Origin of the sequence: Phyllobacterium bourgognense (assembly GCF_003337575.1) — a bacterium.
Lineage (GTDB): Bacteria > Pseudomonadota > Alphaproteobacteria > Rhizobiales > Rhizobiaceae > Phyllobacterium > Phyllobacterium bourgognense.
Window position 1 is genome coordinate 63,679 of record NZ_QPJM01000006.1, and the last position, 26,303, is coordinate 89,981.

24 protein-coding genes are annotated in these 26,303 nt (G+C 57.1%); 12 read left to right on the forward strand and 12 right to left on the reverse strand.

The features are described 5' to 3' along the window. The first annotated feature begins 25 nt into the window (after positions 1-25). The 6 genes from C7476_RS12495 (at position 26) to C7476_RS12520 (ending at position 6,351) form a co-directional block, all read left to right on the forward strand. Positions 26-1,579, forward strand: coding sequence for an amino acid permease (locus C7476_RS12495; RefSeq protein WP_114430253.1), 1,554 nt, complete (start codon positions 26-28; stop codon positions 1,577-1,579). Positions 1,580-1,659: 80 nt separating this feature from the next. Next, positions 1,660-3,030: a glutamine synthetase family protein gene (locus tag C7476_RS12500; RefSeq protein WP_114430254.1), complete on the forward strand. Its 1,371-nt coding sequence runs from the start codon at positions 1,660-1,662 to the stop codon at positions 3,028-3,030. A 39-nt stretch (positions 3,031-3,069) separates the two neighbouring features. Next, on the forward strand, positions 3,070-4,455 hold the full coding sequence (locus C7476_RS12505) for an aldehyde dehydrogenase family protein (RefSeq protein ID WP_114430255.1): 1,386 nt from the start codon (positions 3,070-3,072) through the stop codon (positions 4,453-4,455). Between the two features lie 48 nt (positions 4,456-4,503). Beyond that, the gene (locus tag C7476_RS12510) at positions 4,504-5,670 is read left to right on the forward strand and encodes an iron-containing alcohol dehydrogenase (protein WP_114430256.1); all 1,167 of its coding nucleotides are present in this window, start codon (positions 4,504-4,506) and stop codon (positions 5,668-5,670) included. An 88-nt stretch (positions 5,671-5,758) separates the two neighbouring features. After that, a complete protein-coding gene (locus C7476_RS12515; RefSeq protein ID WP_114430257.1) occupies positions 5,759-5,971 on the forward strand; it encodes an AbrB/MazE/SpoVT family DNA-binding domain-containing protein in 213 nt (70 codons plus the stop codon). Continuing rightward, on the forward strand, positions 5,971-6,351 hold the full coding sequence (locus C7476_RS12520) for a type II toxin-antitoxin system VapC family toxin (protein ID WP_114430258.1): 381 nt from the start codon (positions 5,971-5,973) through the stop codon (positions 6,349-6,351). Before C7476_RS12515 ends, C7476_RS12520 begins: the two co-directional genes overlap by 1 nt. Before the next feature lie 15 nt (positions 6,352-6,366). On the opposite strand, the gene C7476_RS12525 is transcribed toward C7476_RS12520, so the two are convergent. From C7476_RS12525 to C7476_RS12550, 6 genes are all read right to left on the reverse strand, one after another. Next, positions 6,367-7,434, reverse strand: coding sequence for an ABC transporter ATP-binding protein (locus tag C7476_RS12525; RefSeq protein WP_114430259.1), 1,068 nt, complete (start codon positions 7,432-7,434; stop codon positions 6,367-6,369). A gap of 14 nt (positions 7,435-7,448) precedes the next feature. Further along, positions 7,449-8,240: an ABC transporter permease gene (locus tag C7476_RS12530; RefSeq protein ID WP_114430260.1), complete on the reverse strand. Its 792-nt coding sequence runs from the start codon at positions 8,238-8,240 to the stop codon at positions 7,449-7,451. Beyond that, entirely contained in the window at positions 8,237-9,142 is a 906-nt protein-coding gene (locus C7476_RS12535; protein ID WP_114430448.1) for an ABC transporter permease, read from the reverse strand. Before C7476_RS12535 ends, C7476_RS12530 begins: the two co-directional genes overlap by 4 nt. Before the next feature lie 171 nt (positions 9,143-9,313). Continuing rightward, positions 9,314-10,417 carry an ABC transporter substrate-binding protein gene (locus C7476_RS12540; protein WP_114430261.1) on the reverse strand — a complete coding sequence of 368 codons (1,104 nt, stop codon included), beginning with the start codon at positions 10,415-10,417 and terminating at the stop codon, positions 9,314-9,316. A 378-nt stretch (positions 10,418-10,795) separates the two neighbouring features. Then, the gene (locus tag C7476_RS12545) at positions 10,796-12,385 is read right to left on the reverse strand and encodes a DHA2 family efflux MFS transporter permease subunit (protein ID WP_114430262.1); all 1,590 of its coding nucleotides are present in this window, start codon (positions 12,383-12,385) and stop codon (positions 10,796-10,798) included. Positions 12,386-12,411: 26 nt separating this feature from the next. Beyond that, a complete protein-coding gene (locus C7476_RS12550) occupies positions 12,412-13,605 on the reverse strand; it encodes an HlyD family secretion protein (protein ID WP_114430263.1) in 1,194 nt (397 codons plus the stop codon). Positions 13,606-13,750: 145 nt separating this feature from the next. Here C7476_RS12550 and C7476_RS12555 point away from each other — a divergent pair, with 145 nt between their 5' ends. Next, positions 13,751-14,449, forward strand: a complete 699-nt coding sequence (locus C7476_RS12555) for a TetR/AcrR family transcriptional regulator (protein WP_114430449.1) — start codon at positions 13,751-13,753, stop codon at positions 14,447-14,449. 5 nt (positions 14,450-14,454) lie between these two features. Here C7476_RS12555 and C7476_RS12560 read toward each other — a convergent pair whose 3' ends face one another. Continuing rightward, entirely contained in the window at positions 14,455-14,859 is a 405-nt protein-coding gene (locus C7476_RS12560) for a Fur family transcriptional regulator (protein WP_114430264.1), read from the reverse strand. A gap of 156 nt (positions 14,860-15,015) precedes the next feature. Here C7476_RS12560 and aztA point away from each other — a divergent pair, with 156 nt between their 5' ends. From aztA to aztC, 3 genes are read left to right on the forward strand one after another with little or no spacing between them, the layout of a single operon-like run. Continuing rightward, positions 15,016-15,855: a zinc ABC transporter ATP-binding protein AztA gene (gene aztA / locus C7476_RS12565; protein WP_114430265.1), complete on the forward strand. Its 840-nt coding sequence runs from the start codon at positions 15,016-15,018 to the stop codon at positions 15,853-15,855. 2 nt (positions 15,856-15,857) lie between these two features. Beyond that, positions 15,858-16,724, forward strand: a complete 867-nt coding sequence (gene aztB, locus C7476_RS12570) for a zinc ABC transporter permease AztB (protein ID WP_114430266.1) — start codon at positions 15,858-15,860, stop codon at positions 16,722-16,724. A 16-nt stretch (positions 16,725-16,740) separates the two neighbouring features. After that, positions 16,741-17,679 (forward strand): zinc ABC transporter substrate-binding protein AztC, encoded by a 939-nt coding sequence (aztC, locus tag C7476_RS12575; protein WP_114430267.1) that lies wholly within the window; start codon positions 16,741-16,743, stop codon positions 17,677-17,679. A 209-nt stretch (positions 17,680-17,888) separates the two neighbouring features. On the opposite strand, the gene C7476_RS12580 is transcribed toward aztC, so the two are convergent. Then, a complete protein-coding gene (locus C7476_RS12580) occupies positions 17,889-19,463 on the reverse strand; it encodes a TerC family protein (RefSeq protein WP_114430268.1) in 1,575 nt (524 codons plus the stop codon). Positions 19,464-19,519: 56 nt separating this feature from the next. Between C7476_RS12580 and C7476_RS12585 the strand changes: the two genes are divergently transcribed. Together C7476_RS12585 and C7476_RS12590 are read left to right on the forward strand one after the other, a co-directional pair. After that, a complete protein-coding gene (locus tag C7476_RS12585) occupies positions 19,520-19,873 on the forward strand; it encodes a hypothetical protein (protein ID WP_114430269.1) in 354 nt (117 codons plus the stop codon). 151 nt (positions 19,874-20,024) lie between these two features. Beyond that, complete coding sequence (locus tag C7476_RS12590) at positions 20,025-21,977, forward strand: calcium-binding protein (protein WP_114430270.1); 1,953 nt, start codon at positions 20,025-20,027, stop codon at positions 21,975-21,977. A 34-nt stretch (positions 21,978-22,011) separates the two neighbouring features. Here the strand turns inward: C7476_RS12590 and C7476_RS12595 are convergent, their stop codons facing one another. From C7476_RS12595 to C7476_RS12610, 4 genes are all read right to left on the reverse strand, one after another. Continuing rightward, positions 22,012-22,563 (reverse strand): DUF924 family protein, encoded by a 552-nt coding sequence (locus tag C7476_RS12595; RefSeq protein WP_114430271.1) that lies wholly within the window; start codon positions 22,561-22,563, stop codon positions 22,012-22,014. Between the two features lie 16 nt (positions 22,564-22,579). Then, positions 22,580-24,415, reverse strand: coding sequence for a monovalent cation:proton antiporter-2 (CPA2) family protein (locus tag C7476_RS12600; protein WP_114430272.1), 1,836 nt, complete (start codon positions 24,413-24,415; stop codon positions 22,580-22,582). Between the two features lie 84 nt (positions 24,416-24,499). Further along, positions 24,500-25,351, reverse strand: a complete 852-nt coding sequence (locus tag C7476_RS12605) for an amidohydrolase family protein (RefSeq protein ID WP_425373975.1) — start codon at positions 25,349-25,351, stop codon at positions 24,500-24,502. 13 nt (positions 25,352-25,364) lie between these two features. Then, positions 25,365-26,168, reverse strand: a complete 804-nt coding sequence (locus tag C7476_RS12610; protein WP_425373976.1) for an IclR family transcriptional regulator — start codon at positions 26,166-26,168, stop codon at positions 25,365-25,367. Positions 26,169-26,303: the final 135 nt, after the last annotated feature.

Sequence of the window (26,303 nt, forward strand, 5' to 3'; positions counted from 1 at the left end):
CTTCAAAGAATAACAGGGGAACGTGATGACACACCATGATTATACGGACACTGACAAGCTGGAGGATGTAAAGGTCCTGCACGGCATGGGCTATGCCCAGGAACTCGAACGGCGCATGAGCCGTTTTTCGAACTTCGCAATTTCATTCTCGATCATCTGCATCCTGTCCGGCGGTATCAATTCGCTGGCGCAGGCTACTTCCGGTGCCGGTGGCGCAGCGATCGGTATCGGCTGGCCGCTCGGCTGTCTTGTGTCTGCCGTCTTCGCCATCGCGATGGCGCAGATCAGTTCTGCATATCCAACCGCTGGCGGGCTTTATCACTGGGGTTCCATCCTCGGCAATCGCGGTACCGGCTGGCTGACCGCCTGGTTCAACCTGCTTGGTCTCATCACCGTTCTGGGCGCCATCAATGTCGGTACCTATTACTTCTTCATAGGCGCCTTCGGTGCTTATCTAGGAATAGAGGATTCTACGACGGTGCGGATCATATTCCTTGCCATCCTGACGGGATTGCAGGCGCTCATCAATCATATGGGCATTGGCCTTACCGCCAAGCTGACCGACTTTTCGGGCTATCTCATCTTCGTGACTGCAATCGCTCTTTCGGTTGTGTGCCTCGCCGTCGCGGACAGCTATGACATTGGCCGCCTCTTCACCTTCTCCAACTATTCCGGTGAAGCCGGTGGCAATGTCTGGCCGGCGACGTCCGGCGTATGGGTTTTCCTGCTCGGCCTGTTGCTGCCGATCTACACGATCACTGGCTATGATGCATCTGCGCATACATCGGAAGAAACGGTGAAGGCGGCTCATTCCGTACCGCGCGGCATGGTTTCGTCGGTGCTGTGGTCTGCGGTATTCGGCTACATCATGCTCTGCTCGTTCGTGCTGATGATCCCGGACATGAACGCGGCTGCTGCCCAAGGCTGGAACGTCTTCTTCTGGGCGATGGGCGAACAGGTCAATCCGCTGGTCAAGGATATTCTCTACTTCCTGATCTTCATCTGCCAGTTCCTGTGCGGACTTGCGACTGTCACTTCTGTCTCGCGCATGATCTTCGCCTTTGCCCGTGACAAGGGACTTCCCGCCTCGAGCGCCTTGTCGAGGGTCAGCCGGCAGCACCGCACTCCGGTTGCTGCGATCTGGACAGGCTCGATCCTCTCGGTCCTGTTCGTCTGGGGCTCGTCACTTGTGTCGATCGGCGAAACACCGGTCTATACGATCGTCGTTTCCTGTACGGTCATCTTCCTGTTCTTCTCGTTCGCCATTCCGATTGCACTGGGTTTCTTTGCCTGGGGCACGCCGAAATGGAACAAGATGGGGCCGTGGAATCTGGGCGAGGGCACGTTCAAGCTCTTTGCGGTGCTTTCAGCTCTCGCGATGGCCTTGATCTTCATCATCGGCATTCAGCCGCCGAATGAATGGGCGCTCTACATCACTGTTGGCTTCCTGATCGTCACCGCGATCGTCTGGTACGGGTTCGAGAAGCGCCGCTTCCGCGGACCACCCATCGGCGACGAAGTTGCCAGGCGCGCCGCGGAAATCGCGGCAGCGGAAAAGGCGGTCGGCGAACGAGCCTGATTTCGAGAATAGGGGCGACCGGTTTGGCGCCGGTCGCCCCTTTTATTTTGACCCGCAGTGACCTTTCAAAGGAAAAAAATATGCCCGGACACTGGAGTTTCGACGAATTAAAGCGCCACGTAACCAATGGCGAGATTGATACGGTTCTCGCCTGCTTCGTCGATATGCAGGGTAGGCTGATCGGCAAGCGGTTCCACGCTTCCTATTTCGTCGAGTCTGCCCACGACGAGACCCATGGCTGCAATTATCTGCTCGCCAACGATATCGATATGGAACCGGTGCCGGGCTACAAGGCTGCCAGCTGGAAACAGGGCTATGGCGATTTCGTCATCAAGCCGGACCTTTCGACGATCCGCCATATTCCATGGCTGGAAAAGTGCGCGCTGGTGCTGTGCGATATTCTCGATCACCATCACCATGAGGACTTGGCGCATTCGCCCCGCAGTATCCTGAAGCGTCAGCTTACCCGGCTGAAGGAGCGTGGCTACCTCGCTTATTTTGCCTCTGAGCTCGAATTCTATCTCTTTGACGAGACCTACGAGACCGCTCGGGCCAAGCACTGGAAGGGCATGAATACTGCTTCGCCCTATATCCAGGATTATGTGATCCAGATGACCACCAAGGAAGACGCGGTGATGCGCGCCATCCGCAACGGGCTGTTCGACGCCGGTATTCCCGTCGAGAATTCCAAGGGTGAATGGGGTCCTGGGCAGGAAGAGATCAATGTGCGCTATGCGGAAGCGCTGGAAATGGCCGACCGCCATGTCGTCATGAAAAACGGCTGCAAGGAAATCGCCACCCAGATGGGCAAGGCGATCACCTTCATGGCAAAGTACGATTATTCACTGGCAGGAAGCTCCAGCCATGTCCACAACTCCCTGTGGAGCGCCGATGGCAAGACGCCGCTGTTTTATGACAAGAAGGCCGAACACACGATGTCGCCGCTGATGCGGCAGTGGGTGGCGGGCCAGCTGAAATATGCCGACGACTTCACCTATTTCCTCGCGCCCTATATCAACTCCTACAAGCGGTTCCAGGCGGGCACCTTCGCTCCGACCAAGAGTGTCTGGAGTCTGGACAATCGCACCGCCGGTTTCCGTCTCTGCGGCGAAGGCACGAAGGGTATCCGTATCGAATGCCGCATCGGCGGCGCCGATCTCAACCCCTATCTGGCCTTTGCCGGGCTGATCGCTTCCGGTCTTGCCGGCATTGATGAGAAGCTGGAGCTTGGCAAGCCATTCCAGGGCGATGCCTACGGCGGTACGAAACTGCGGGAGATACCGAAGACCTTGCGCGACGCTACAGAAACACTTTCCCGCTCGAAAATGCTGAAGGCGGCGTTGGGTGAGGATGTCGTTGAGCACTATGTGCATACGGCCAAATGGGAACAGTTCGAATATGACCGCCGGGTGACCGACTGGGAGTTGCATCGCGGCTTCGAACGGTATTGAACAACTGATAATCACCAATACAGACTAGAGGTTTTTGCCATGGCCGAGACGGTCAAACTGATCACTCCCATCGACGGCACTGTCTATGCGGAACGTCCTGTCGCTACCGACAAGGCCATCGACGCGGCTGTTGAATCCGCAAAACAGGCACAGGCGGACTGGGCCCAGACCAGCATCGCAGAACGAGGCCGTTTATGCCTGGCGGCGCTCGATGCGCTGCTCGCCATGAATGACGAGATTGTGCCGGAGATCGCCTGGCAGATGGGCCGTCCGGTACGCTATGGCGGCGAAAAGGGCGGTGTAGAAGAACGCACGCGCTACATGGTCAAGATTGCTGAAACGGCGCTGGCTCCAGTCGTCGAAAACGACAGGCCGGGGTTCCGCCGCTATATCAGGCACGTGCCTCTTGGCGTCGTCATGGTCATCGCTCCGTGGAACTATCCCTATCTCACTGCGGTCAACACAATCATTCCTGCATTGATGGCGGGCAACAGCGTGATCCTCAAGCACGCGGCGCAGACGCTGCTCGTCGGCGAGCGCTTTGCCCAGGCGTTCGAGAAGGCCGGCTTGCCGAAAGGCGTGTTCCAGAACATCGTTCTGAGCCACGGCCAAACCGAAAAACTGCTGGGTTCCGGCCGTATCGACCATGTCAACTTCACGGGCTCTGTCGGCGGCGGGCGCGCTATCGAAAAAGCGGCGGCCGGGACATTCATGACGCTGGGCCTCGAGCTCGGAGGCAAGGACCCGGCTTACGTGTTGCCGGACGTCAACCTCGACCATGCTGTTGCCAATCTCGTCGATGGCGCCTTCTTCAATTCCGGCCAGTGCTGCTGCGGCATCGAGCGCATCTATGTGCACGAGAACGTCTATGACCGGTTTGTCGATGGGTTCATCGATCTCACCAAGCAATATGTCGTCGGCAATCCGCTTGATGCAGCAACGACCATGGGGCCGATGGCGCAGACGCGTTTTGCCGATCTCGTCCGCGAGCAGAGGGCGGAAGCCTTGCGCAAAGGAGCAAAGGCGCATGTGAATATGAGCGTCGGCAATGATAAGGCCGGTTCGCCCTACCTTGCGCCGGAAGTGCTTACCGGTGTCGATCACCAGATGAGCGTGATGCGCGAGGAAAGCTTTGGTCCGATCGTTGGCATCATGAAGGTACGCAACGACGAGGAGGCCGTGGCGCTGATGAACGACAGCCAGTACGGGCTGACGGCCTCGCTGTGGACGACCGACACGGATCATGCGGCGGATATCGGCGACCGGATCGAAACGGGCACAGTGTTCATGAACCGTTGCGACTACATCGACCCGGCGCTGGTCTGGACTGGCGTCAAGGAAACGGGCAAGGGCGCAGCGATGTCGGCTATCGGCTATGGCAATTTGACTAGGCCGAAGTCTTATCATTTGCATGAAGAGATTTAACGCACAACAGAAGTTTCAACTTTCTACAGCTTTAAAAGAGACCCTGACATGAGCAAACTCATTTCCAAATGGAACTATCCGACCACCGTCCGCTTTGGGGCGGGCCGCATCGAGGAATTGCCGGAAGTTCTGGAAGCGACGGGGATCAAAAACCCGCTGTTCGTCACCGATCCCGGCCTCGCCAAGCTGCCGGTGGTGGCAAGTACGTTGAAAATCCTTGACGATGCCAAAGTGCCTTACGGCGTGTTCTCTGAGGTCAAGCCCAATCCCGTCGAGTCCAACCTGACGGCTGGCATTGCGGTCTTCAAAAAGGGCAAGCATGACGGCGTCATCGCCTTCGGCGGTGGGTCGGCACTCGATCTCGGCAAGCTGATCGCGTTTCAAGCGGGTCAGACGCGCCCGGTATGGGATTTCGAGGATGTCGGTGACTGGTGGACCCGCGCCAACAGTGCCGCCATCGCGCCGATCATCGCCGTGCCGACAACGGCTGGAACGGGCTCGGAAGTTGGCCGTGCTGGGGTCATCACCAATGAGGAAACCCACACGAAGAAGGTAATCTTTCATCCGAAACTCTTGCCGGCGATTGTCATCGCTGACCCGGAGCTTTCAGTCGGCATGCCGGCTTTCATAACGGCGGGTACGGGAATGGACGCCCTGGCGCATTGCCTGGAAGCCTATTGCGCGCCTGGCTATCATCCGATGGCGGACGGCATTGCTGTTGAAGGGGTCCGGCTGGTGTTCGAGAACCTGCCTAAAGCCTATGCCAATGGCAAGGATCTGACGGCGCGAGCCCATATGATGAGCGCAGCCGCAATGGGTGCGACCGCGTTTCAAAAAGGTCTCGGCGCGATCCATTCCCTGTCGCATCCTATCGGCGCCATCTATGACACACATCACGGCATGACCAATGCAGTGTTTATGCCCTATGTGCTGGCTTTCAACCGTGATGCGGTGGAGGAGCGTATCGCGAGACTTGCCAACTATATCGGCATCAAGGGCGGTTTCGACGGTTTTGCCAAAGCTGTGCTCAAGCTGCGCAAGGAGCTGAAGGTACCGCATACGCTGCCAGGGCTGATCACCGACCTCGACATGACCAAAAAGCAGAAGGAGCTGATTGCCGACATGGCTATCGTTGACCCGACTGCAGGCGGCAATCCGGTGAAGCTGACCAAGAAGGCAGCACTCAAGCTGCTGGATGAGGCGATCCAGGGGTAGGTGACTTCGCGCACGACAGGGTTCCGACAAGCGCAAATGCGTGGTACACTCTTACTAATTATGCATCGATCGGCGAGAGGTAAGAATAATGCCCAACACGGCCCGGCTTTCGGAAAAATTCCAGATATCCATCCCCAAGGCCGTGCGCGCGGCTCACCAGTGGAAGGCCGGCCAGGAGTTTGTCTTCATTCCCAAGGGGACGGGGGTCCTGCTTGTCCCTGTGCCAAAGCCTGACGAACTCGCCGGAATCGCCAAAGGGGCCAACGCGACGGATTATCGTGATCGCAAAGATCGCTTCTGATGCTTGTCGTCGACACATCCGCCTGGATCGAATGGCTCATCTTGTCTCCTACCGGCGAGGCTGTGGGACGTCTCATACCGCCACGTGAAGGCTGGCTCGTGCCGACAATCGTGCAGCTTGAGCTGGCAAAATGGCTTGCTCGCGAGGTCGGAGGCGATCAGTCGGATCAGGTTATTGCTTTCACACAGACATGTGTCGTCGCGCCGCTTGAAACCTCGATCGCCCTTCTGGCTGCGGAGCTCTGCGTAAAGCACAAACTCGCGACCGCTGACGCAATCGTCTATGCAACCGCACTGGAATACGGAGCGAAGCTATTGACCTGCGATGCTCATTTCGAGGGTCTGCCGGAAGTCAGCTTTGTTGCCAAGAATAAAGCGTAAAGCCAATTATCCTGACTAGTGTCCCAGAACCAGCAGGTCCTTGGCTGCCAGGCTAACCTTGACGTTCTCGCCAGGGGATGGTGGTGGCGCACTGGGGTTGTTGAACGTGTCGAACGACACGGTGTTTTCACCCAACGATGCGCGGATGCGGATGACCGAACCGAGGAAATGCACGCTGTTGATCTTGCCGTCGAGCGTCGTTTCGCGCTTGTCGGTGGCTTCGCCAAGGCTGACAGCCTCCGGGCGAACCGCGAGCGAAATCTTGTCGCCGGTCTTGTGGCCGTTAAGGCGTGTCCGGTCGATTGCAATGTCTTTGCCATCAACGGTGATCATGCCTGATCCTGCATCGCGAACCACTGCGTCGAGCGTATTGAGTGTTCCAACGAACGAGGCCACGAAACGCGAAGCGGGTTGATTGTAAATTTCGAAAGGAGCACCAACCTGCTCGGCATTGCCCTCATACATCACGACGATGCGGTCGGATATCGACAGAGCCTCTTCCTGATCGTGGGTGACGAAGATCGTCGTGATGCCAAGCTTGCGCTGGATCGCCCGGATTTCTTCGCGCAACGATACGCGGATCTTCGCATCAAGCGCCGAGAGCGGTTCATCGAGCAGGAGGACCTGAGGCTTGGTGGCAAGGGCGCGAGCAAGGGCCACGCGCTGTTGCTGACCGCCCGAGAGCTGGTACGGATAGCGCTCAGCAAGGTGGTCCAGTTTGATCAGTGACAGCATCTCATGCACCGTCGCGTCGATTTCCGCCTGCGGCTTCTTCGCAACCTTGAGGCCAAACGCGACGTTCTGCGCGACGGTCATATTGGGAAACAGCGCGTAAGCCTGGAAAACCATGCCGATGTTGCGCTGGTTTGGCTTGAGATTGACAACATTCTTGCCGCCGATGGTGATCACGCCGGAAGTCGGCGTTTCAAAGCCGGCAACCATGCGCAGGACCGTCGTTTTCCCGCAGCCGCTGGGTCCGAGAAAGGAGATGAACTCGCCCTTCTCGATGTCCAGATTGAAATCATGAACGACGGTCGTCGCGCCGAAGCTCTTTTTCAAATGGCTGATGGTTAAGAATGACATTGTATGATTTCCGTTCAGCGCTTGGTCGCAGCGAGGGATTTGTTGAAGCGGGTAACGACCTGGATCAGGCCCATGCAGATCCAGGTAATGGCGAAGGCGATAACGGCAAGAGCCGCGGGTTCGTAGGCGCGATTCGCCCCGATAAGCTGCAGGAACGGACCGAATGCCGGCCTGTTGAGCAGAGCAGCCATGGTAAACTCGCCAATGACGATTGCGAAGGTCAGGAATGCGCCGGAGAGCACTGCGACGAGCACATTGGGAAGGATGATGTTTGCCATAATGGTTATGCGGCTTGCACCAAGGCTTTCCGCTGCTTCCGTCAAGGTCCTGATATCGATCGATCCGAGTCCGGTGTCGACCGCCCGGTACATGTAAGGCAGCGCCAGCATCGTATAACCGAAGGCGAGCAGGATATTCGTTCCCATGGCTGAACCGGTCAACGGCAGGATCGAAGCGGTGTTGTAGAGGCGGATATAGCCGAACACGACGACGATGGCTGGAATGACCAGCGGAAGCAGAGTGATGAATTCAAGAACGGGACGCCATGCGGGCAACCGCAAACGCACCCAGTAAGCGGTCGGTACGACCAGAACGATGCCGATGATGATGGTCGCTATCGCCATGATGATTGAATAGCCGAACGTCTGCTGGAAACGCGGATCGCTGAGGATCACCCAATAGGCATCGAGCGAGTAGGTGCCGCGCCGCATGCGCAAGGAGAATTCAAGCGTGCCGAGCAGAGGTACGACAAAATAGATGATGCCGAAGGCGAGTGCGAGCCAGGACCAGATGCGGTTCGTTTTCATTTTAGCCACTTCTCGCTGCGGGCGCGCATCCAGATGTAGATTGCGTTGGAAACGCCGGTAATGACGATCATGCCAAAGGCCAGTGCATAACCGAGATGTGGATCCTGCAGCACATCACCGCGGATTTGCGCGAAGAGGACGATGGGCACGATGCTGAGGGACGATCCCGTCAGCGCGTAAGCTGTCGCGATGGCACCGAAGGAATTTGCAAAAAGCAGAAGGATTGTTCCGAGCAAAGCCGGCCACAGGATCGGGAAGGCGACCATGCGCCAATATTGAGGGCCGGTTGCGCCGAGAATAAGAGCTGCCTCTTTCCATTCCCGCTTGAGCCCATCGAGCGCTGGCGTGATGATCAGGATCATCAAGGGAATCTGGAAGTAGAGATACGTGATGGTCAGGCCCCAGAAGCTCAGAAGGTTGAAGCCGTGGGCGTAAAGGTTGAAGCCGAATACATTGAACAGGAACGAGGTGACGAGGCCGGTTCGTCCAAGGGTGGCGAGGAAGGCAAAAGCCAAAGGAACGCCGGCAAAGTTTGACGCCACGCCGGAAAACGTCATCAACGGCGAACGGATCCAACCCGGAAGTCCACCCAGCGTGATTGCGGCGGCGATACAAAAGCCGATCAATGCACCGAGCAGCGCCGAGGCGAACGAAATCTTGATCGATATCCAGTAGGCGTCCATGATGGACGGCTGGAAGAGATTGGCGATGTTGGCGAGGGTCAGGTTACCCTCATTGTCTTGAAACGCGCCTGCGACGAGATAGATCGTCGGCCAGATCAAAAACAACACGGCGAAGATGATGAAAGGCATAACGCCAAGCCAGTCGAGCGACATTCGTCTGCGCTCGGTTGCCGGAACGGGGACCGGAGGCAATGCGCCGGGTTCTGAAATCGCACTCATCGTTTTCGTTACCGCATTCTTGGGTAAGATATAGCTGCCGCCGGCAAACTGCCAGGCAATCAATCCGGAAGCGGCTTGTCACGTCACGTCGTAAATTTTGTTGCGCGCAATGCGCCTTTGACAGAACCAAATCCCCGCGGCGCGCGCCACGGGGATCCGATCGATCAGGATTTATTTGACGTTGGCGCCAACAACCTTGTCCCAATCCTTGGTGATGACTTCCTTGGCGGCTGCCTGTTCATCGAGGGTCGGGAAAATCGCCTTTTCATAGGCAGCTGCGGGAGGCAGCTTGTCGAGCAGTTCCTTCGGGATCTTGTTGTTCTTGGCAAGATCGTTAAAGCGGATCGGGTGGCAATAACCCTTGAGCCAGGTTAGCTGACCTTCATCCGAGTAAAGATATTCCATCCAGAGCTTTGCTGCATTTGGATGTGGTGCAAAGGCACTGATTGCCTGAACGTAAACACCGGCGACAACGCCGGACGCAGGCACGACAACCTCAACCGGAGGATTGCCCTTCAGCGTATCGCGGCCTGAAAGTGCGTTGTAATCCCAATTGATGATGATCGGGGTTGCACCTTGGGCAAGCGTACCGGACTTGCCAATGACCGGCACGAAATTACCCGCCTTGTTCATGTCGGCAAAATACTTCAGGCCGGCAGTTCCGGCATCGGCGCCAGCCTTGGCACCGGTCGACGCGCCGGCAGCCGCAACGGCCAGAATGGCCTGGTTGGACGCGCGAGGATCACCTGCAAGAGCAACGCTGTTGGCATATTCCGGCTTGAGCAGGTCAGCCCAATCCTTCGGTACTGTCTTGACGATATCAGTGTTTACCTGGAACGACAGAACACCATAATAGTCGCCATACCAATGACCGTCGGCATCCTTGACGTTTTCCGGGATCGAATCCCAGGTCGATACCTTGTAAGGCATCGTCAGGCCGTCCTTCTTGGCGGATGGACCGAAAGCAAAGCCGACATCGATAACGTCAGGCGCCTGTGGGCCCTTGTTGTCCTTGTTCGCCTTGATTGCCTCGATCTCATCGCCCGAACCGGCATCAGGATTGAGTTCGTTTACCTCAAGGCCGTATTTGGCCTTGAAACCGGCTACGACATCGCCGTAAGCGCACCAGTCATGTGGCAGCGCGATCGTTGTCAGTGAGCCCTCTTTCTTTGCCGCGGCAACCAGCTCGGCCGGTGCGTCGGCGAATGAAATTGTCGTGCTCGCGAACAGCACAGCTGTCGACAATGCGAGCAAGCGTTTTGAATAACCAACCATTTTGAAAACCCCTATTGAGCGATACGTCATTGGCTCTGTTTCGACGTTCAGCAACCCCGATATAGGTGTCCCGTGTCAGTTGAATGACAGACGCGGGACGCGCTGGTGAACAGACTTTTTCTGAGCAGTAAGGGCAAGTGAACCACTTTTTTGGCGGCTTAGCAATTCAGCCAAAGGGTAAATCTGCAGCGAGTGAAATGGGTGCAGTCATTAGCCCAATAACGACAAGAACAGAGTTGGCCGCGGCAGCCTGGCGCATAATATCTGTCGCATTTTACTAACTGCGACATTGGCGCCCGGGATGGCAGGGCATCGAGCAATATGGTAAGAGATTAGGGGGCTAAGCGTTTCAGCGCAGAATCATGCGGCCGTCAATCCTTAGTGACCGCCGCCACCGCCTTCAGCTGGCGCGCCCGGCTTGCGCATCATCACGGCGAAGACCGCAAGGGAAGCGAACAATATTGTCAGGATGTAGAAAACATCCATAAACGAAAGCAGCGATGCCTGCAGGTGGACCATGCCGGAAATTTTGCTGAGCGCGGTTGTCGGTCCATCGAGGCCATGCGCTGTGAAGTTGTTGCTCATCGTTCTCATCAGGTCTTCCGCTTCCGGATTGCCCCAATTCACGCTTTCAGAAAGACGGGCATAGTGCATGGCGCCGCGGTCGGTCAAAACCTGGTTGATGACTGCGAGACCTACGGCACCGCCGAGATTGCGCATCAAATTGAACAGGCCAGAGGCGTTCTTCAGACGGGCAGGGGGAAGGGTGCCGAGCGCAAGATTGTTGATGGGCACCATGCAGAGCATCAGTGACACGCCGCGGAAGATTTGCGGAATCAGCAGTTCATGGAAATCCCAGTCCGCAGTCAGATGCGTCATGGTCCAGGTGCCGGCGCCAAAGCCAAGGAAGCCGATCATGATCATGATGCGCGGATCCATACGGCCGGAGAGGAAGCCGGCTACCGGTGCTGTCAGGAACATGCACAGACCACTGACGAAGAGCGCTTCTCCGATCATCAGGGCGTCATAACCCCTGACTTGGCCAAGGTAGACCGGGTAGACGTAGGTCAGGCCATAGAGGCCGATGCCGAGCACGAAAGAAAATGCCGAGCCGAAGGCAAAGTTGATGTTCTTGAATGCAAAGAGATCGACGATCGGCTGTTCCGCGGTGAAGGCACGGTAGAAGAAGGTGATGCCGCCGAAAACCATGACGATGGCGCAATAGTACACGGCGTTATCCTGCAACCAGTCGTTACGCGGGCCTTCTTCCAGCACGTATTCGAGCGAGCCAAGGAAGGCTGCCATGGCGGCAAGACCCCACCAGTCGAACTTGTTGAGCAGCGAACGGTCGCCCTTGTCGAAATCGATCAGGTTCCATGCGGCAATCGCCACGGCAATGCCGGGAATGACGTTGACAAGAAAAAGCCAGTGCCAGGAAAAGGCGTTGCTCAGATAGCCGCCAACAGTCGGTCCAATGGTCGGGGCGAGCGTTGCCACGAGGCCGATCATCGGCGAGACGATCGAGCGTTTCGATGGCGGGAAGATCGTGAACGCTGCAGCGAAAACGCTTGGAATCATGCCGCCACCGATGAAGCCTTGAATGGCGCGGTAGACGATCATCTGGTCGATGTTCGTTGCGGTGGCACAAAGCACACTTGCGGCAGTGAAGCCGGCTGCCGAAACGGAAAAGAGAATGCGTGTCGAGACAAGCCGCCCTAGAAAACCGGACAGCGGGATCATGATGACTTCGGCGATCAGATACGACGTCTGAACCCACGAAATCTCGTCGGAACTTGCGCTCAACCCTGCCTGGATCTCGGCGAGTGACGCCGAGACAATCTGGATGTCGAGAATCGCCATGAACATGCCGAACACCATCGCCAAAAAGGCGATGGCTTTCTTCGGATCGATATGTTCGTCCGGAACAGCGGGTGCTCCCGGACCTCCGATGGTGGTGGCTTTCGACATGACTTTCGACCTGTCAGGAGTTCGGATTACTGCTTGGGTGTTGTCCGTGTATCCACGTCGACGACTACACTCAGGCCAGCCTGAAGCTTGCCGCTCGCCAGGGCGTCGGCGGGCAGGGCGATACGAACGGGCACGCGCTGAACGACTTTGGTGAAGTTGCCCGTCGCGTTTTCCGGCGGCAGCAGCGAGAAGACAGCGCCTGAGGCCGGGGCGATGGAGGCGACAGTGCCTTCGAACGTATCGCCGGACAGGGCATCGACCGTTACCTCAACTTTCTGGCCGACAACGATGTCACGCAGCTGCGTTTCCTTGTAATTCGCGTCGATATAGAGCGCGTTTACAGGAACAAGAGCGGCAAGACGCTGGCCGGGGCTGACGAGGTCACCTGTCTTGGCGGCAAGATTGCCGATAACCCCATCAACAGGGGCGCGGATAATTGTGAAGCCGAGATCGCGCGCTGCCTTATCCTTGGCAAGTTCAAGCGACCGGATCGAGCCTTCGGCTTCCTTGTACTGGGCCTCGAGCACACCGACATTGGCATCGGCGGCTGCAATCTGTGCATCGGCGGAGGCGATATTGGCCTTTGCCTGATCAAGAGCCGCTGTTGCATCATCGAGTTGCGACTGCGAGGCGAAGCTTGTTGCGTGGAGTTGCTTGGCGCGCACAGATCCAGCCTGCGCATTGGTCAAGACGGCTTGCGCGTTGAGCTTGCCGGCCTGAGCCTGCTGCAGCGAAGCTTTGGCGGCAACGATCTGCGCATTGATGCGATCGAGTGAGAGCTTTTCCGTCGCGATCTGGGCCTCAGCCTGCTCTTCGGCAATCGTATAGTCGCCATTATCCAGCGTTACCAGCGGATCGCCAGCTTTTACGCGCTGATTGGCAACGACATCGATCCTGTCAATATAGCCGGTGACTTTCGGTGCAATCGCCGTAATGTCACCCTGGATATATGCGTCGTCGGTCGAAACCATGAAGCGGCCAGTAGTCCAGTATTCATAACCATACCAGCCGCCGGCGCCAATCGCCGCGACAACCAGTGTGGGCAATACGAAGCGCTTGGCCGAGCGCTTGGGCTTTTCAGGCGCTTGCGCGGCAACATCGGGCTGCGGTGCTTCCGTTACAGGAGCATCGGGCTTTACTGGTGCTTCCGCTTTTGAAGCAGGAGCCGGGGCCGGGAACTGACGGATTTCAGCTTCATTCTTGGCGTTTGACGCAGACATGGGAGGCTCTTTCTAAAGATATGCGCTCACAATTGTGATAGAACCAATCGGTTCGATGATTGACATAGCGCAAATGAGAGCGCATATCAAGTGCATCGAACCGATTGGTTCGAAAAAGAATCAAAAAAGAGGAAACGAGATTAAAATGTCATCTACGAAGACGTCCCGCGTGTCATCGATAAAGGCGTCTGCCTTGGAAGCGGTGGTAGCTGCGGACGAGCGGCAGGGGCGATTGGCAGCTGGTCAGGATCCGGCCAAGCGCCAGCAGATCCTTGAAGGCGCCGACCGCGTTTTCTCGCAGATGGGCTTCGATGCCGCGAGCATGAACGATATAACACGTGAAGCCGGCGTGTCGAAGGGGACGATTTATGTCTATTTCGATAGCAAGGAAGAGCTCTTCATGGAGCTATGCTTTGCCTATCGCGACAAGCTGTTCAGCGGCATTTATTCTGCCTTGGAAGGCGACCATGACTTGCGTGAAGCGCTTATTGCTTTTGGTACGGCATTATCACTCAAGGTCACTTCCGATGTTGTCATTCGGGCGCAACGGGTGGTCATCAGCGTTGCCGAGCGCATGCCCTCGATGAGCCAGAGCTTTTATGAGAACGGTCCAAAGCGGGGACAGGCTTTGTTGAAGGCATTTCTGGACAAACATGTTGCCGCGGGCGATCTCGATATTGAAGATACCGAACTTGCTACCTATCAGCTGTCCGACCTGATGGTCACGGGTATGCTGAGGCGCCGGCTGTTTGGATGCATGGATAATCCGCCATCGGAGGAGCAGATCCGCAAGACGGTAACGTCCGGCGTCGATATGTTCCTCAAGGCGTATAAGAAACAATAGTCCCGTTATGCCGTGCTGCAATTGGCACAGACGCCGCGGATTTCAATCGTCGTCTTTGACTGCTTGAAACCATTGCCATTGGTCCATTCGCGGACCCGGCCGGTGATGACATCATCCGAGAATTCCGAGACCTGACCGCATTTCTCGCAAATGGCAAAGGCAATCATCCCGTGGCCGTGGCTATGGGTGTGAGGATGCGCACAGGCGACGAAGGCATTGATGCTCTCGAGCCGGTGAATCATGCCGTAGTCGAGCAGCTTGTCGAGGGCGCGATAGACCTGTAGCGGGGCGCGGAAGCCGTCATTTCGCAGTTGGTCGAGGATCGTATAGGCACTGAGCGGCCCATCGGCGCGAGCCAACGCGTTGAAAACCAGCGATTGGTTTTTTGTCAGCTCTTGCGTAGCGGTCATTGCCCGATTAGCTCCTTGTTGATCCTCAAGACATAGGAAATATTTGTCTTTTCCGCCAGTAGATACATTAATTTTCCCGGTCCTCAAATTTGCCATCGTTGACAAATGTAATAACATCACATATCGAAATGCTCAACTTCAAGATGCGGCTATCCGATGACTGAACACTGCCTGACCTTTCACGATCTGACGCTTGGCTATCATAGGCATCCGGCCGTCCATCACTTGAGCGGCGGTGTTCGCCGTGGCTCGCTGACAGCCGTCGTCGGCTCCAACGGATCGGGCAAGTCGACGCTGATGAAGGGGATTGTCGGGGTTCTCAAACCGATGTCCGGTTCGTGCGTTGTCGAAAAAAATGTACGGATCGCCTACCTGCCGCAACAATCCGAACTCGACCGGTCTTTTCCGGCGCGCGTGATCGATCTTGTTTCGCTCGGCCTGTGGCCGAAGCGTGGCCTGCTTGGCAGATTTACATCGGAAGACCGCGAGCATGTCTCGAAGGCACTGATGAGTGTTGGACTGGCAGGCTTCGAAAAGCGTCCGGTTGACACGCTGTCCGGCGGACAATTGCAGCGCGCCCTGTTTGCGCGGGTGCTGGTCCAGGATGCGGATCTCATTCTGCTTGATGAGCCATTCAATGCGATCGATGCCAAGACCGTCAGCGACCTGATCGATCTGATCAAACGCTGGCACGGTGAGAACCGTACGATTATGGTCGTTGTGCACGATCTCGATCTTGTTCGCGAACATTTCCCGGAAACGCTGCTTCTGGCGCGCAAGCCGATCGCCTGGGGTGCGTCACGCGAGACGCTCCGTGCCGATAATTTGTTGCGGGCGAGACAATTTCACGAGGCTTGGGAAGAGGGTGCGCCTTGGTGCGAGGATGATGCCGCCCATGGCCTTGTGCACGATCACGCTCATCCGCATGTCCATCATCATGACGCCGACGATCATCACAATGGGCCCCAAACTTCACTGAAGAGGGGAGCGGCTTGATCATGTATGAGTATTTCATCGCGCCCTTTGTCGACTACAGCTTTATGCAACGGGCGCTTGTCGGCTCGCTGGCGCTGTCGCTCGGTTCCTGCCCGGTTGGGGTTTTCCTGATGCTGCGGCGCATGAGTCTGACCGGCGATGCGATGGCGCATGCCATCCTGCCGGGCGCGGCGGTGGGGTTTTTGCTCTACGGGCTGCAGATCGTACCGATGACCATTGGCGGACTGATCGCCGGTGTCATCGTCGCGCTTGGCGCGGGTGCGGTATCGCGCTTCACGATCCAGAAAGAAGATGCCTCCATGGCGGCTTTCTATCTCATTTCCCTGGCGCTCGGCGTTCTGATCGTGTCGCTGCGCGGATCGAATGTCGATCTGATGCATGTACTGTTCGGGACAGTTCTCGCGCTCAACAATGAAGCGTTGAGCCTGATCGGCATGATCTCGGCGATCAGTGTCGTTACCCTTGCAATTTTCTGGCGGGGGCTTGTTGCCGAATGTCTCGACCCGCTGTTCCTGCGATCGGTCAGCCGCATTGGCACGCCTGTGCACTTCATCTTTCTGGCGCTGGTGGTGATCAACCTCGTTGGCGGGTTCCAGGCGCTTGGTACATTACTTGCCGTCGGGCTGATGATGCTTCCTGCGGCAGCAGCGCGCTTCTGGACGTCGCGGGTGGGGCCGATGTGCGCGCTGGCCATCGTGATCGGCTGCGTATCCTGCGTAGGCGGCCTGCTGATCTCCTACCACTATTCCGTGCCTTCCGGGCCGGCAATCATCCTGTCGGCCGGGGCAATCTATCTCGGATCGATCCTCCTCGGGACACGCGGCATCGTCAACAGCCGGCTGCGACCCTATCGCCACAGAACAGCTTAGACATAAGGAAAACGCTATGATGAAGGCTCTTAAACTTGCCACCGGATTGAATGTTATACTATTACTTGGCGCCGGTTACTCCCCGGCTTCCGCGGAAGCCTTGAAGGTTGTCTCCAGTTTCACGGTCATATCCGACTTTGCCAAAAATGTTGGCGGCGACAAGATTTCACTGACGACGCTGGTAGGACCGGACGGCGACGCCCACGTCTATGAACCGAAGCCGTCCGACGCCGCAGCGGTGGCCGGCGCAGATGTGGTTCTGGTCAACGGCCTGCATTTCGAGGGGTTCCTGCCGCGCCTCGTTGAGGCTAGCGCCACCAAGGCGCCCATCGTAGAATTGACCAAGGGTGTCGAGCCGATAAAGAGCGCGGAGGAGGATCATGATCACGGTACCGGCGAGGCTTCGGCAACCGAGGAGCACGGCGCTTATGACCCGCACGCCTTCCAGTCGATCCGCAATGCCAAGATCTATGTCAAGAATATCGTTGACGCCTTCTGCACGGCGGACGCAACCAACTGCGACAGCTACAAGACCAATGCAACGGCTTATACCAAGAAGCTCGACGCCACGGAGGCGGAAGTAAAGGCGGCTATTGCCTCGATCCCGGAATCAAAGCGCCTGATCATCACGTCGCATGACGCATTCGGCTATTTCCAGCATGAATATGGCCTGAAATTCCTTGCTCCCGAGGGAATCTCGACTGACTCGGAGGCGTCGGCTGCCGATATCGTTGCACTGATCAAACAGGTCAAGGAAGACAAGGCATCGGCAATCTTCGTCGAGAACATCACCAATCCGCGCCTGATCGAGCAGATTGCCAGCGAAACCAAGCTGAAGGTGGGAGGCACGCTTTATTCGGATGCACTTTCCAAGCCGGATGAAGGAGCAGCAACCTATATCGACATGATGCACCACAACATCGATACGTTCAAAAAGGCCATTCTCGGGAGTTGAATATAGTCGGCTGAATCCATTTCCGAGATATGGGCGGCGGGTCACCCTCCCCCTTGTGGGAGGGACGCTGCGAAGCAGCAGGGAGGGTTATTCTCTAATTATCTACTTCGACGCCCGTCGCTTCGCAATCACAACAAGACCCCTCCCCGTCGCTTCGCTCCGTCCCTACCCACAAGGGGGAGGGTAAGGCGGAGCCATATTTTCAAATCTCAAATAAACGCCGCCGTTTGCGTCGGGGAGATCCGCACCTTGCCGATATTGCGGCCATCCATCTCGACGATCTCATATTCGAGATCGTCGACGGTGAGCCTCTCACCTTCGGCCGGGATATGGCCAAGGTTCCATAAAATATAGCCTGCAAGCGTCGTATAGCGATCACCCTCATCGACCAGATCGCGATCGATCAGTCCGCCAAGACGGCGGATGTCGATATAGGCGTCAACCACCATGCTACCGTCGTCCGAACGTTCAAGGATCGGGCTCTCCTCGCCTTCTTCAGGGAAGTCACCGGCGATGGCTTCAAGAATATCTGTTGGTGTAACCACGCCTTCGAACGAGCCGTGCTCATCGAGGATAACGCCCATCTGCACCGATGAACCCCGCAACTGTTCCATGACGCGAAGCACATTGGCGTTTTCATGGAAGATAAGCGGCTGGCGCGTGACCTTGGTCCAATCGATCTTGCCGCCGTCAAGAATGGCGAAAAGCAGATCCTTGGTGAGCGCAACGCCGACGAATTCATCGACGCGGCCGCGGGCAAGCACAACACGGCTGTGGGCGAGGGTGCGGATTTCGGCGAGCAGCTCGTCGTTGGTCTCGTCGAGATCGAGCCATTCCACTTCATTGCGTGGCGACATGATCGAACGGACCGGGCGCTCGACGAGATCGAGTACGCCGCGGATCATTTCCTTTTCCTCTGGATGGAAAACATCACCTGCTGCGCTTTGTTCGGCAATTACGTCGAGCGTATCCGAGTGCGGAGCATCTCCGTTACGCCCGCCGCCGAGAAGTCTCAGGACCGCACCAGCCGTGCGATCGCGCAAATCCATCGTCGTGATGCGCTTTTCACGGTTGTGTCGTCCGATCTGATTAGCGGCTTCGACAAGCACGGAGAAGCCGATGGCAGCGTAGAGGTAGCCCTTCGGTATATGGAAACCGAAGCCTTCGACGATCAGGCTGAAACCGATCATCATGAGGAAGCCAAGACAGAGAATGACGACGGTCGGATGCTTGTTGACGAACGTCATGAGCGGTTTCGATGCGAGCATCATCACGCCAACCGCGATCACCACCGCGATCATCATGACCTCGAGATATTTCACCATGCCGACGGCGGTGATGACACTATCGAGCGAGAAGACGGCATCAAGGACGACGATCTGGGCAATGACCTGCCAGAAAACCGCATGTGCGACGTTGCTCTCCTTGGCCGACATGTGGCCTTCCAGCCGTTCGTGCAGCTCCATCGTGCCCTTGAAAAGCAGGAAGACGCCGCCAAGAATAAGGATGATATCGCGTCCGGCAAAATCCAGCCCGGCGACGCTGAACAGCGGCGTGGTCAGCCGGACAACCCACGAAATGGAGGCGAGCAGCAGAAGCCGCATGATCAGCGCCAGCGACAGGCCGACAAGCCGTGCACGGTTGCGCTGATGCGGCGGCAGTTTGTCGGCGAGGATCGCTATGAAAACGAGATTGTCGATGCCAAGCACGATCTCCAGCACGACAAGCGTGGCAAGACCAATCCAGGCATTGGGGTCGGCAATCCAGTCCAGTGTCCAGTCCATGGGGAAGTCAGGTCCTTTTAATCAATAGATCGGCGCGGCCCTGCGGGAGGACTGGCTTGAAAAAGAGAGCGCAAATCCGCCTGCGGCGCAGGTTGAAGAAGAGAAACGAAGAAATGAAGGGATTGGTTGCTGACGCCGCATATGCAGGGTCAGCATGCTTCGCAAGTCCGGACTTGGAGGCTCGTCAGATTGATCGTCCGGCATCGATGCGCGGTCAGTCCCTGTTTGACTGGCTGTCATTGTGGAAATTGAAAGGTGCCAGATGCGGGCATAATGGCAGCCCGGTGGCTGGCGTACAAGAGGCGGATGAGAATTTGCCGTTAGCGATCATTCTCAGCCTTGCGTGTAGCATTTCTAAAATGACAACGTTTTCAACAGTTAACGTTAAGTCTTTCTCTTCACAAATATAGTTCTTTTGAATTAGATATTTCAACTAAAATCAATTTTCATCAATATCTTTATTTAATCCATAGTAAGGCGTATGATGTAGTCCGCAGTTGTGAGGGGTGAGGGGCCCCGAAACGATGGTCTTCCCCGCACAGCGCGAACGGGAGGACTATCATGGCTATCAATCTACCCAATGGCTTGCTGAAACTTCTCGGCATAGACCCAAGCACAATTGTAATTCCGCTCGGTCCGGGCGGCGACACCTTCAACGGCACGAATGCCAACGAGCATATTCTCGGTAATGGCGGCGGTGACACGATCAATGCCGGCGGCGGCTCGGATATTGTCGAAGGCGGCATGGGAGGTGACACGCTCAATGGTCAAGACGGCAATGACTATATAGAGGGTGGTATCGGCGGCGATACGATGAATGGAGGCGCCGGTAGTGATACGCTCGGCTATTCGCAATCGGGTTCAAGCGTGAAGGTGACACTCAACGATAGCGGCGGCGGCACAACCTCCGGCTCTGGCTCCGGTCCGGGCAACCATGCGCAGGGTGATACCATCGCCGGTTTCGAGAATGTCGTCGGCTCGGGGTTTGCCGATACGATCACCGGCAACAATCTGGTGAATGTGCTGGCGGGTCTTGCCGGCAACGACAAGCTATACGGCATGGGCGGTAATGACGTTCTGATTGGCGGTGCGGGCGCAGATGTGCTCGATGGCGGCAGCGGTACAGATACCGCCGATTATTCCACCAGTGCTGCGCCGGTGCATCTCTTGCTTGGCGGCGGGGTCAGCAGCGGCGGCGATGCGGCGGGTGATACTTTCAAATCTATCGAGAAATTCGTTGGCACGGCGGGCGCTGATGTCTTCGACGGCTCGGCCAGTCTAACCGGCTTTTCCGTCGATGGCGGCGGCGGCGCGGACACGATGATCGGCGGCCATGGCAATGATCACTTGAGCATTGGCGGCGCAGCTGCTGCGGTTGCCGGTTTCTCTGCGCTTGCGACAGCAGGCGGAACGATCGAGGGCGGCCGGGGCGACGATTCGGAACATGGTAGCGGCGGCGATGATGACATGTCCGGCGGCGATGGCAACGATGGGATGCACGGCGGCGAAGGCAACGATGGGATGCGGGGCGATGCCGGCAACGATGGGATGCGCGGCGATGGTGGCCACGATACGATGGACGGCGGTGATGGCGATGATGTTATCGAAGGCGGCGCCGGCAATGACGATATCCGTTGCGGGCCTGGCGACGACAAGTCGTTTGGCGGCGACGATGACGATAATTTACGCGGGAGTGCCGGACTTAACGAATATGATGGCGGCAGTGGCAACGACAATTTCGTTGCGAGTGACACCGAAGGTTTCGGCGCTAGTGGCTCTTTAATTAACGGCGGCGAAGGCGCATTATTTAACGTCGCCGAGGTCGAAGAGTTCGACCACATGGACATGTATGAGCGCTCTGACAAAGTAGACATTGAACTGACAGACCAAACCGCGTCGCTCGCAGGCACTACTGCGAGCACAAGCCAAATGCGGTACGCGTACGACGGTGAGGAGCGGCTCTACAACGTCTCCGGTATAGAGAGATACAGCCTGACGGCGTTCGACGATAGTATGATCGACAATTCAGAAGATCACATACTATTCGGCGGCGACGGTAATGACTTCCTCGACGGTCGCGGCGGAGACGACCAACTCTTCGGTGGCTTCGGCAACGACACGCTCGTAGGCGGCGACGGCAATGATAATCTGGTTGCCGGGTTTGGTGCCGGTGGCAATGAAACTCTTTATGGGGGATTCGGGGCGGATCGATTTGCGTTCGCTTCCGTTGAAGAATTGTCGTCCGCGTTTACGTTCATACAAGACTTTTTACTCGGCGAAGGCGATAGAATCGATCTCTTCTTGATTGACGCCAACACCACCAACACAGAGGTGAACGACGCATTTGAATGGGTAAACTTCCTCAATGGCGCCGGCCAGTTGTCTTACACCCCTGGAGGAGACGACTTTGATTACAATATCATTGAGGGGGATGTTGATGGCGGTGGAGCCGATTTTGCCTTCTACGTAAACAAATTCGCTGGAGAGCCGACCGAGCAGTTCTTCTTCCTTTGAGCCAGAACACGCAAGGGGCGGCGTCCTAGCGCCTCTACCCCGAAAACCCGCCGCCATCGAGGAAGGCCTGCTCTTCCTCGGTGGTGGTGCGGCCAAGAATGGCGTTGCGGTGCGGGAAGCGGCCGAAGCGGCGGATGATGTCATAGTGATGGTCGGCATATTCAAGATTGTCAGGGGCGCCTTCACGGCACAGCTCGACCGAACGGCGCTGGTCATCGACATTCTCCGAATGCATGTACGGCAGATAGAAGAAGGCGCGCAGTTTCGGCTCGAATGACAGGTCGTGCCCCTTTTCCAGCGCACGGCCGGCATAAAGGCGCGCGAGCGTGTCGGTCGCGTACATGTGCCCGGTGTTGCGAAAGAAATTGCGCGGAAACTGGTCAAGCAGGATCATGAGTGCCAGCGCACCTTCGGGTGTTTCGACCCAGCTTTCATATTCGCGGCGGGCGGCAGCGTAGTGATCATCGAGAAAGCGCTGGCGGCAAATTTCGTCGAATTCCTCGTCTTTGACGTACCATTTGTCTTCACCCGCCTCACGCCAGAAATTGACGATGCCGGTGATGGTCGTTTGCTCGATCTCAGGCATGACTGTTTCCCCCGTCCTAGTTGGCGTCGGCATTTTGTGCGGCGGGCAGCACGCTCGCAGTCTCTTCGTTGAGAGCCCGGCCCGTCTGCCGCGGCTTTATCAATGGACCCGGAACCGGCGCGTTGCCCTTCATCAAATCGGCGCCGGCGCGAATGCCGCCGGCAAGCTGCAGGTCAAGACGTTCGGCGTCGCGGCGGCGCACGTCTGCCGTAATGTCGGCCGCCTCCTGCGGGTCCACACCCAGGCCGACCAGGGTATTTTCGCCGAAGATCAATGCGGATTCGAATGTCTCGCGCATCTGGAAATCGACGCCGAGTTTGATGAGTTCGATCGTGTTGCCGCGATCATAGGCCCGTGCAAAGATCTGGACCATCGGAAACTCGGCCTTGACCAGGTTGGCGATTGTCAGGATTGTTTCGGCCTTGTCGACGCAGATGAGCACCGCCTGCGCCCGGCCGGCACCTGCTGCGTGGAGAATGTCCAGCCGTGTGCCGTCACCATAATAGACCTTGAACCCGAACTGTGACGCAGCCTGGATCATCTCTACGTCATTGTCGATGATGGAGATGTCGACGCCCCGTATCAGCAGAGGTTGGCAGGAAATCTGACCGAACCGGCCAAAGCCGATGATGAGGGCATTGCCGGTCAGGCCCTCCGCAATGTCGACCTCCTGGAGATCCTGTTTTTCCTCGGGCATGAGATATCGCAAGGCGATGAGGAAAAGCGGTGTCAGCACCATCGAGAAAATGACGATCGCCGTCAGGATGGCGTTGGCTTCCCCGTCGAGTATGCCGACTGCCGTGGCCGCCGCGTAGAGCACAAAGGCGAATTCGCCGCCTTGCGCCATGATGGCCGCGCGCTCCAGCGCTTCCCGATTGGACGATCTGAGCAGTCGGGCCGCGATATATATCCCGATGCCCTTGATGAGCTTGAACGCGACGACGTAAAACAGCACCATCTGCCAGTTGGCAGCGACGACGCTCAGATCAAGCGACATGCCGACGGCAAGGAAGAACAATCCCAGCAGGATGCCGCGGAAAGGTTCGATATCGGCTTCGAGCTGGTGGCGGAAGGTCGATTCGGACAGAAGCACGCCAGCGAGAAATGCGCCCATGGCCATGGAGAGACCACTAAACTGCATGATCAGTGCCGCGCCCAGAACAACCAGCAGGGCTGCTGCAGTCATGACTTCACGGGCACGCGACTGCGCGAGGAACCTGAATAGCGGATTGAGCAGGTATTTGCCGGCGAGAATGAGGCCAGCAATCGCGCCGATGCCTATGGCAATGTTTGTCCAGCGCAATCCTCCAGCCGATTCGGCGTTCATTGGCGCGAGAAAAGCTACCAATGCCAAAAGCGGAACGATGGTGAGATCTTCAAACAACAGGATCGAAACCATGCGCTGGCCCTGCGGGGTGGCGGTTTCGCCGCGCTCTTCCAGCAACTGCATGACGATTGCCGTGGAGGTCAGGACGAACCCAGCCCCGGCCACGAATGATTGGGCAACAGGAAAGCCCGTAGCAATGCCGAGGCCGGTCAGAAGCAGGGCGCAAATGCCGACCTGCAGTGCGCCGAGGCCGAAAATGCTTTTGCGCAATCCCCACAACCGGGATGGCTGCATTTCGAGGCCGATGAGAAAGAGGAACATGACAACGCCGAGTTCCGCGACATGCAGGATCGTCTGCGGGTCGGAGAAGAACTTGAGGCCAAACGGGCCTATAACCAGACCGGCGGCGAGGTAGCCGAGAACAGAGCCGAGCCCGAGCCGCTTGAACAGCGGCACGGCGACGACGCCAGCCCCAAGCAGCACGACTACACTTAGAAGGTCAGGTCCGCTTATTTCCGCTGCCATTGGTTCTCCGCATCTTTGAGCTTGATCGTGAATTTCAGAGGTAAAGCGCGAGGATACGACAGGCAAGCTTATTCAGACGGGATGCTAGTTCAAATTCCAGATCCGTCGGGCATTTCCCGAAAACAGCTTGGTCTTTTCATCCTCACTGCAGCCGGAAAGCAGGGCATGGGTAGCTGCGATCCAGGTGGCGAGGCCCCCGCCAAGGGTACAGACAGGCCAGTCGCTGCCCCAGACGAGACGGTCCCAGCCGAAACTCTCAATGACATGATGCACATAAGGCTCCAGCGTTTCGACGCGCCAGGTCTCTGCATCCGCATAGGCGACCACACCGGAAATCTTTGCGGTCACATTCGGACGCTTCGCAATATGGCTGATCTTGCCGCGCCATTCATCGAGAGCTCCAGCCTTGATATCCGGAACGCCGCAATGATCGAGGATGAACTGTACATCCGGCGCGAGATCGACGAGCGCAATCGCCTTGTCAATTTGTCTAGGCAAGACACACAGATCGAAAGTAAGTCCCGTGCCGCCAAGCTTTCGGATGTTTTCGCGGAAGAGCGGCTGCTCCGAGAGTTCATCGGGCATGACGTGCAACACACGGCGGAAGCCCTTTACCAGAGGGTTGATCTGTTGGCGCTCAAGGAACGCTGCAAAGCCATGTTGCTCCGGGCGGCAGGCCGAGATCGCACCTGCAATCAGGTTGCCGCTCCGCTTCGCGAGAGATGCAATATAATCCGTCTCCGCCTGTATGTCCGTCGGAGCGACATCGACCTCCATGTGCAACGCATGGGTGATGCCGACGCGATGAGCCTGCAGCGCGTATTTCTCATAAAGAAAATTGCGGTTCAGCGCCTCGGTCCCCGACAACCAGGGATAGGACAGCGCCGATTGGTCAATGAGATGCAGATGGGTGTCGATCAAAGGCATGGCCGTCATGGGTTCTCCTCCACTACGCCTGTCGCAATACGCTCGAATGGAGGACATCCGCCCCGGCAAGCTCCGAGAGTTTCTGCGCGGTGGCTACCAGCATTTTGCGGGCATCTTCGACGCCCGGCGCATCCGGGATATTCAGCAATTGAATATAGGGACAGGTCAACGCGGCAATCGCCCTTCCATCAGGGCCGAGCACTGGCGCCGAAACGTTGAAGACCCCTGCCGTCTGCGCGCTCGGCATGATCTCGTAGCCGCGCTCGCGGATCTGGTTGAGCCGTTCGCGGAAATCTGGGGGTTGGGCGATATCGTCCGCATGCTGCTCATACTCGGCGATCATCAAGGCGCGCTCTTCATTGGAGCGGAATGCCAGCAGCACATGACCGGAACCGGTGTTGAACAAGCTGATATGGGAACCAACCCGGATCGAAATGCCCCAATAATCCGGCGCCTCCTGCTGGGCGACGACAACGGCGGCACCGCGGTCGAAAACACTGAGCTGATTGGCCTGTTTCGACATTACCGCAAGTTCGCGCATCAGGGGCGTCGCATAGGAAGCAAGGCGGCGGACAGGCGCATGCAACTGGGCAAGTCCGAACAGTTTCAACGTCAGGGAATAGCGATCGCCCTCAAGCCGCGTCACGTATCCGCGGCGTACGAGGCGATCGAGCATGCGGTAGAATTCATTGGGGCTGCGGCCGAGGAATTTGGCGATTTCCGCTTGCGTGAGGCCGCCATCGATACCGGAAAGAAGCTCAAGAATGTCCAGACCCTTATCAAGCGCAGGCGCGCGATAACGATCGCTGTCGTCTTCCTCAATCATGGCCAAATCTCCCCTCGCTCCCTACTCATATACGAAGACGATATCGTTAAGAAAGCAGTTTCCATGCTTGACGGTCAAGCACATAAATGTTTGTATATGAATGAAACGCTCATATGTGGGTGTTACGAAATTGCG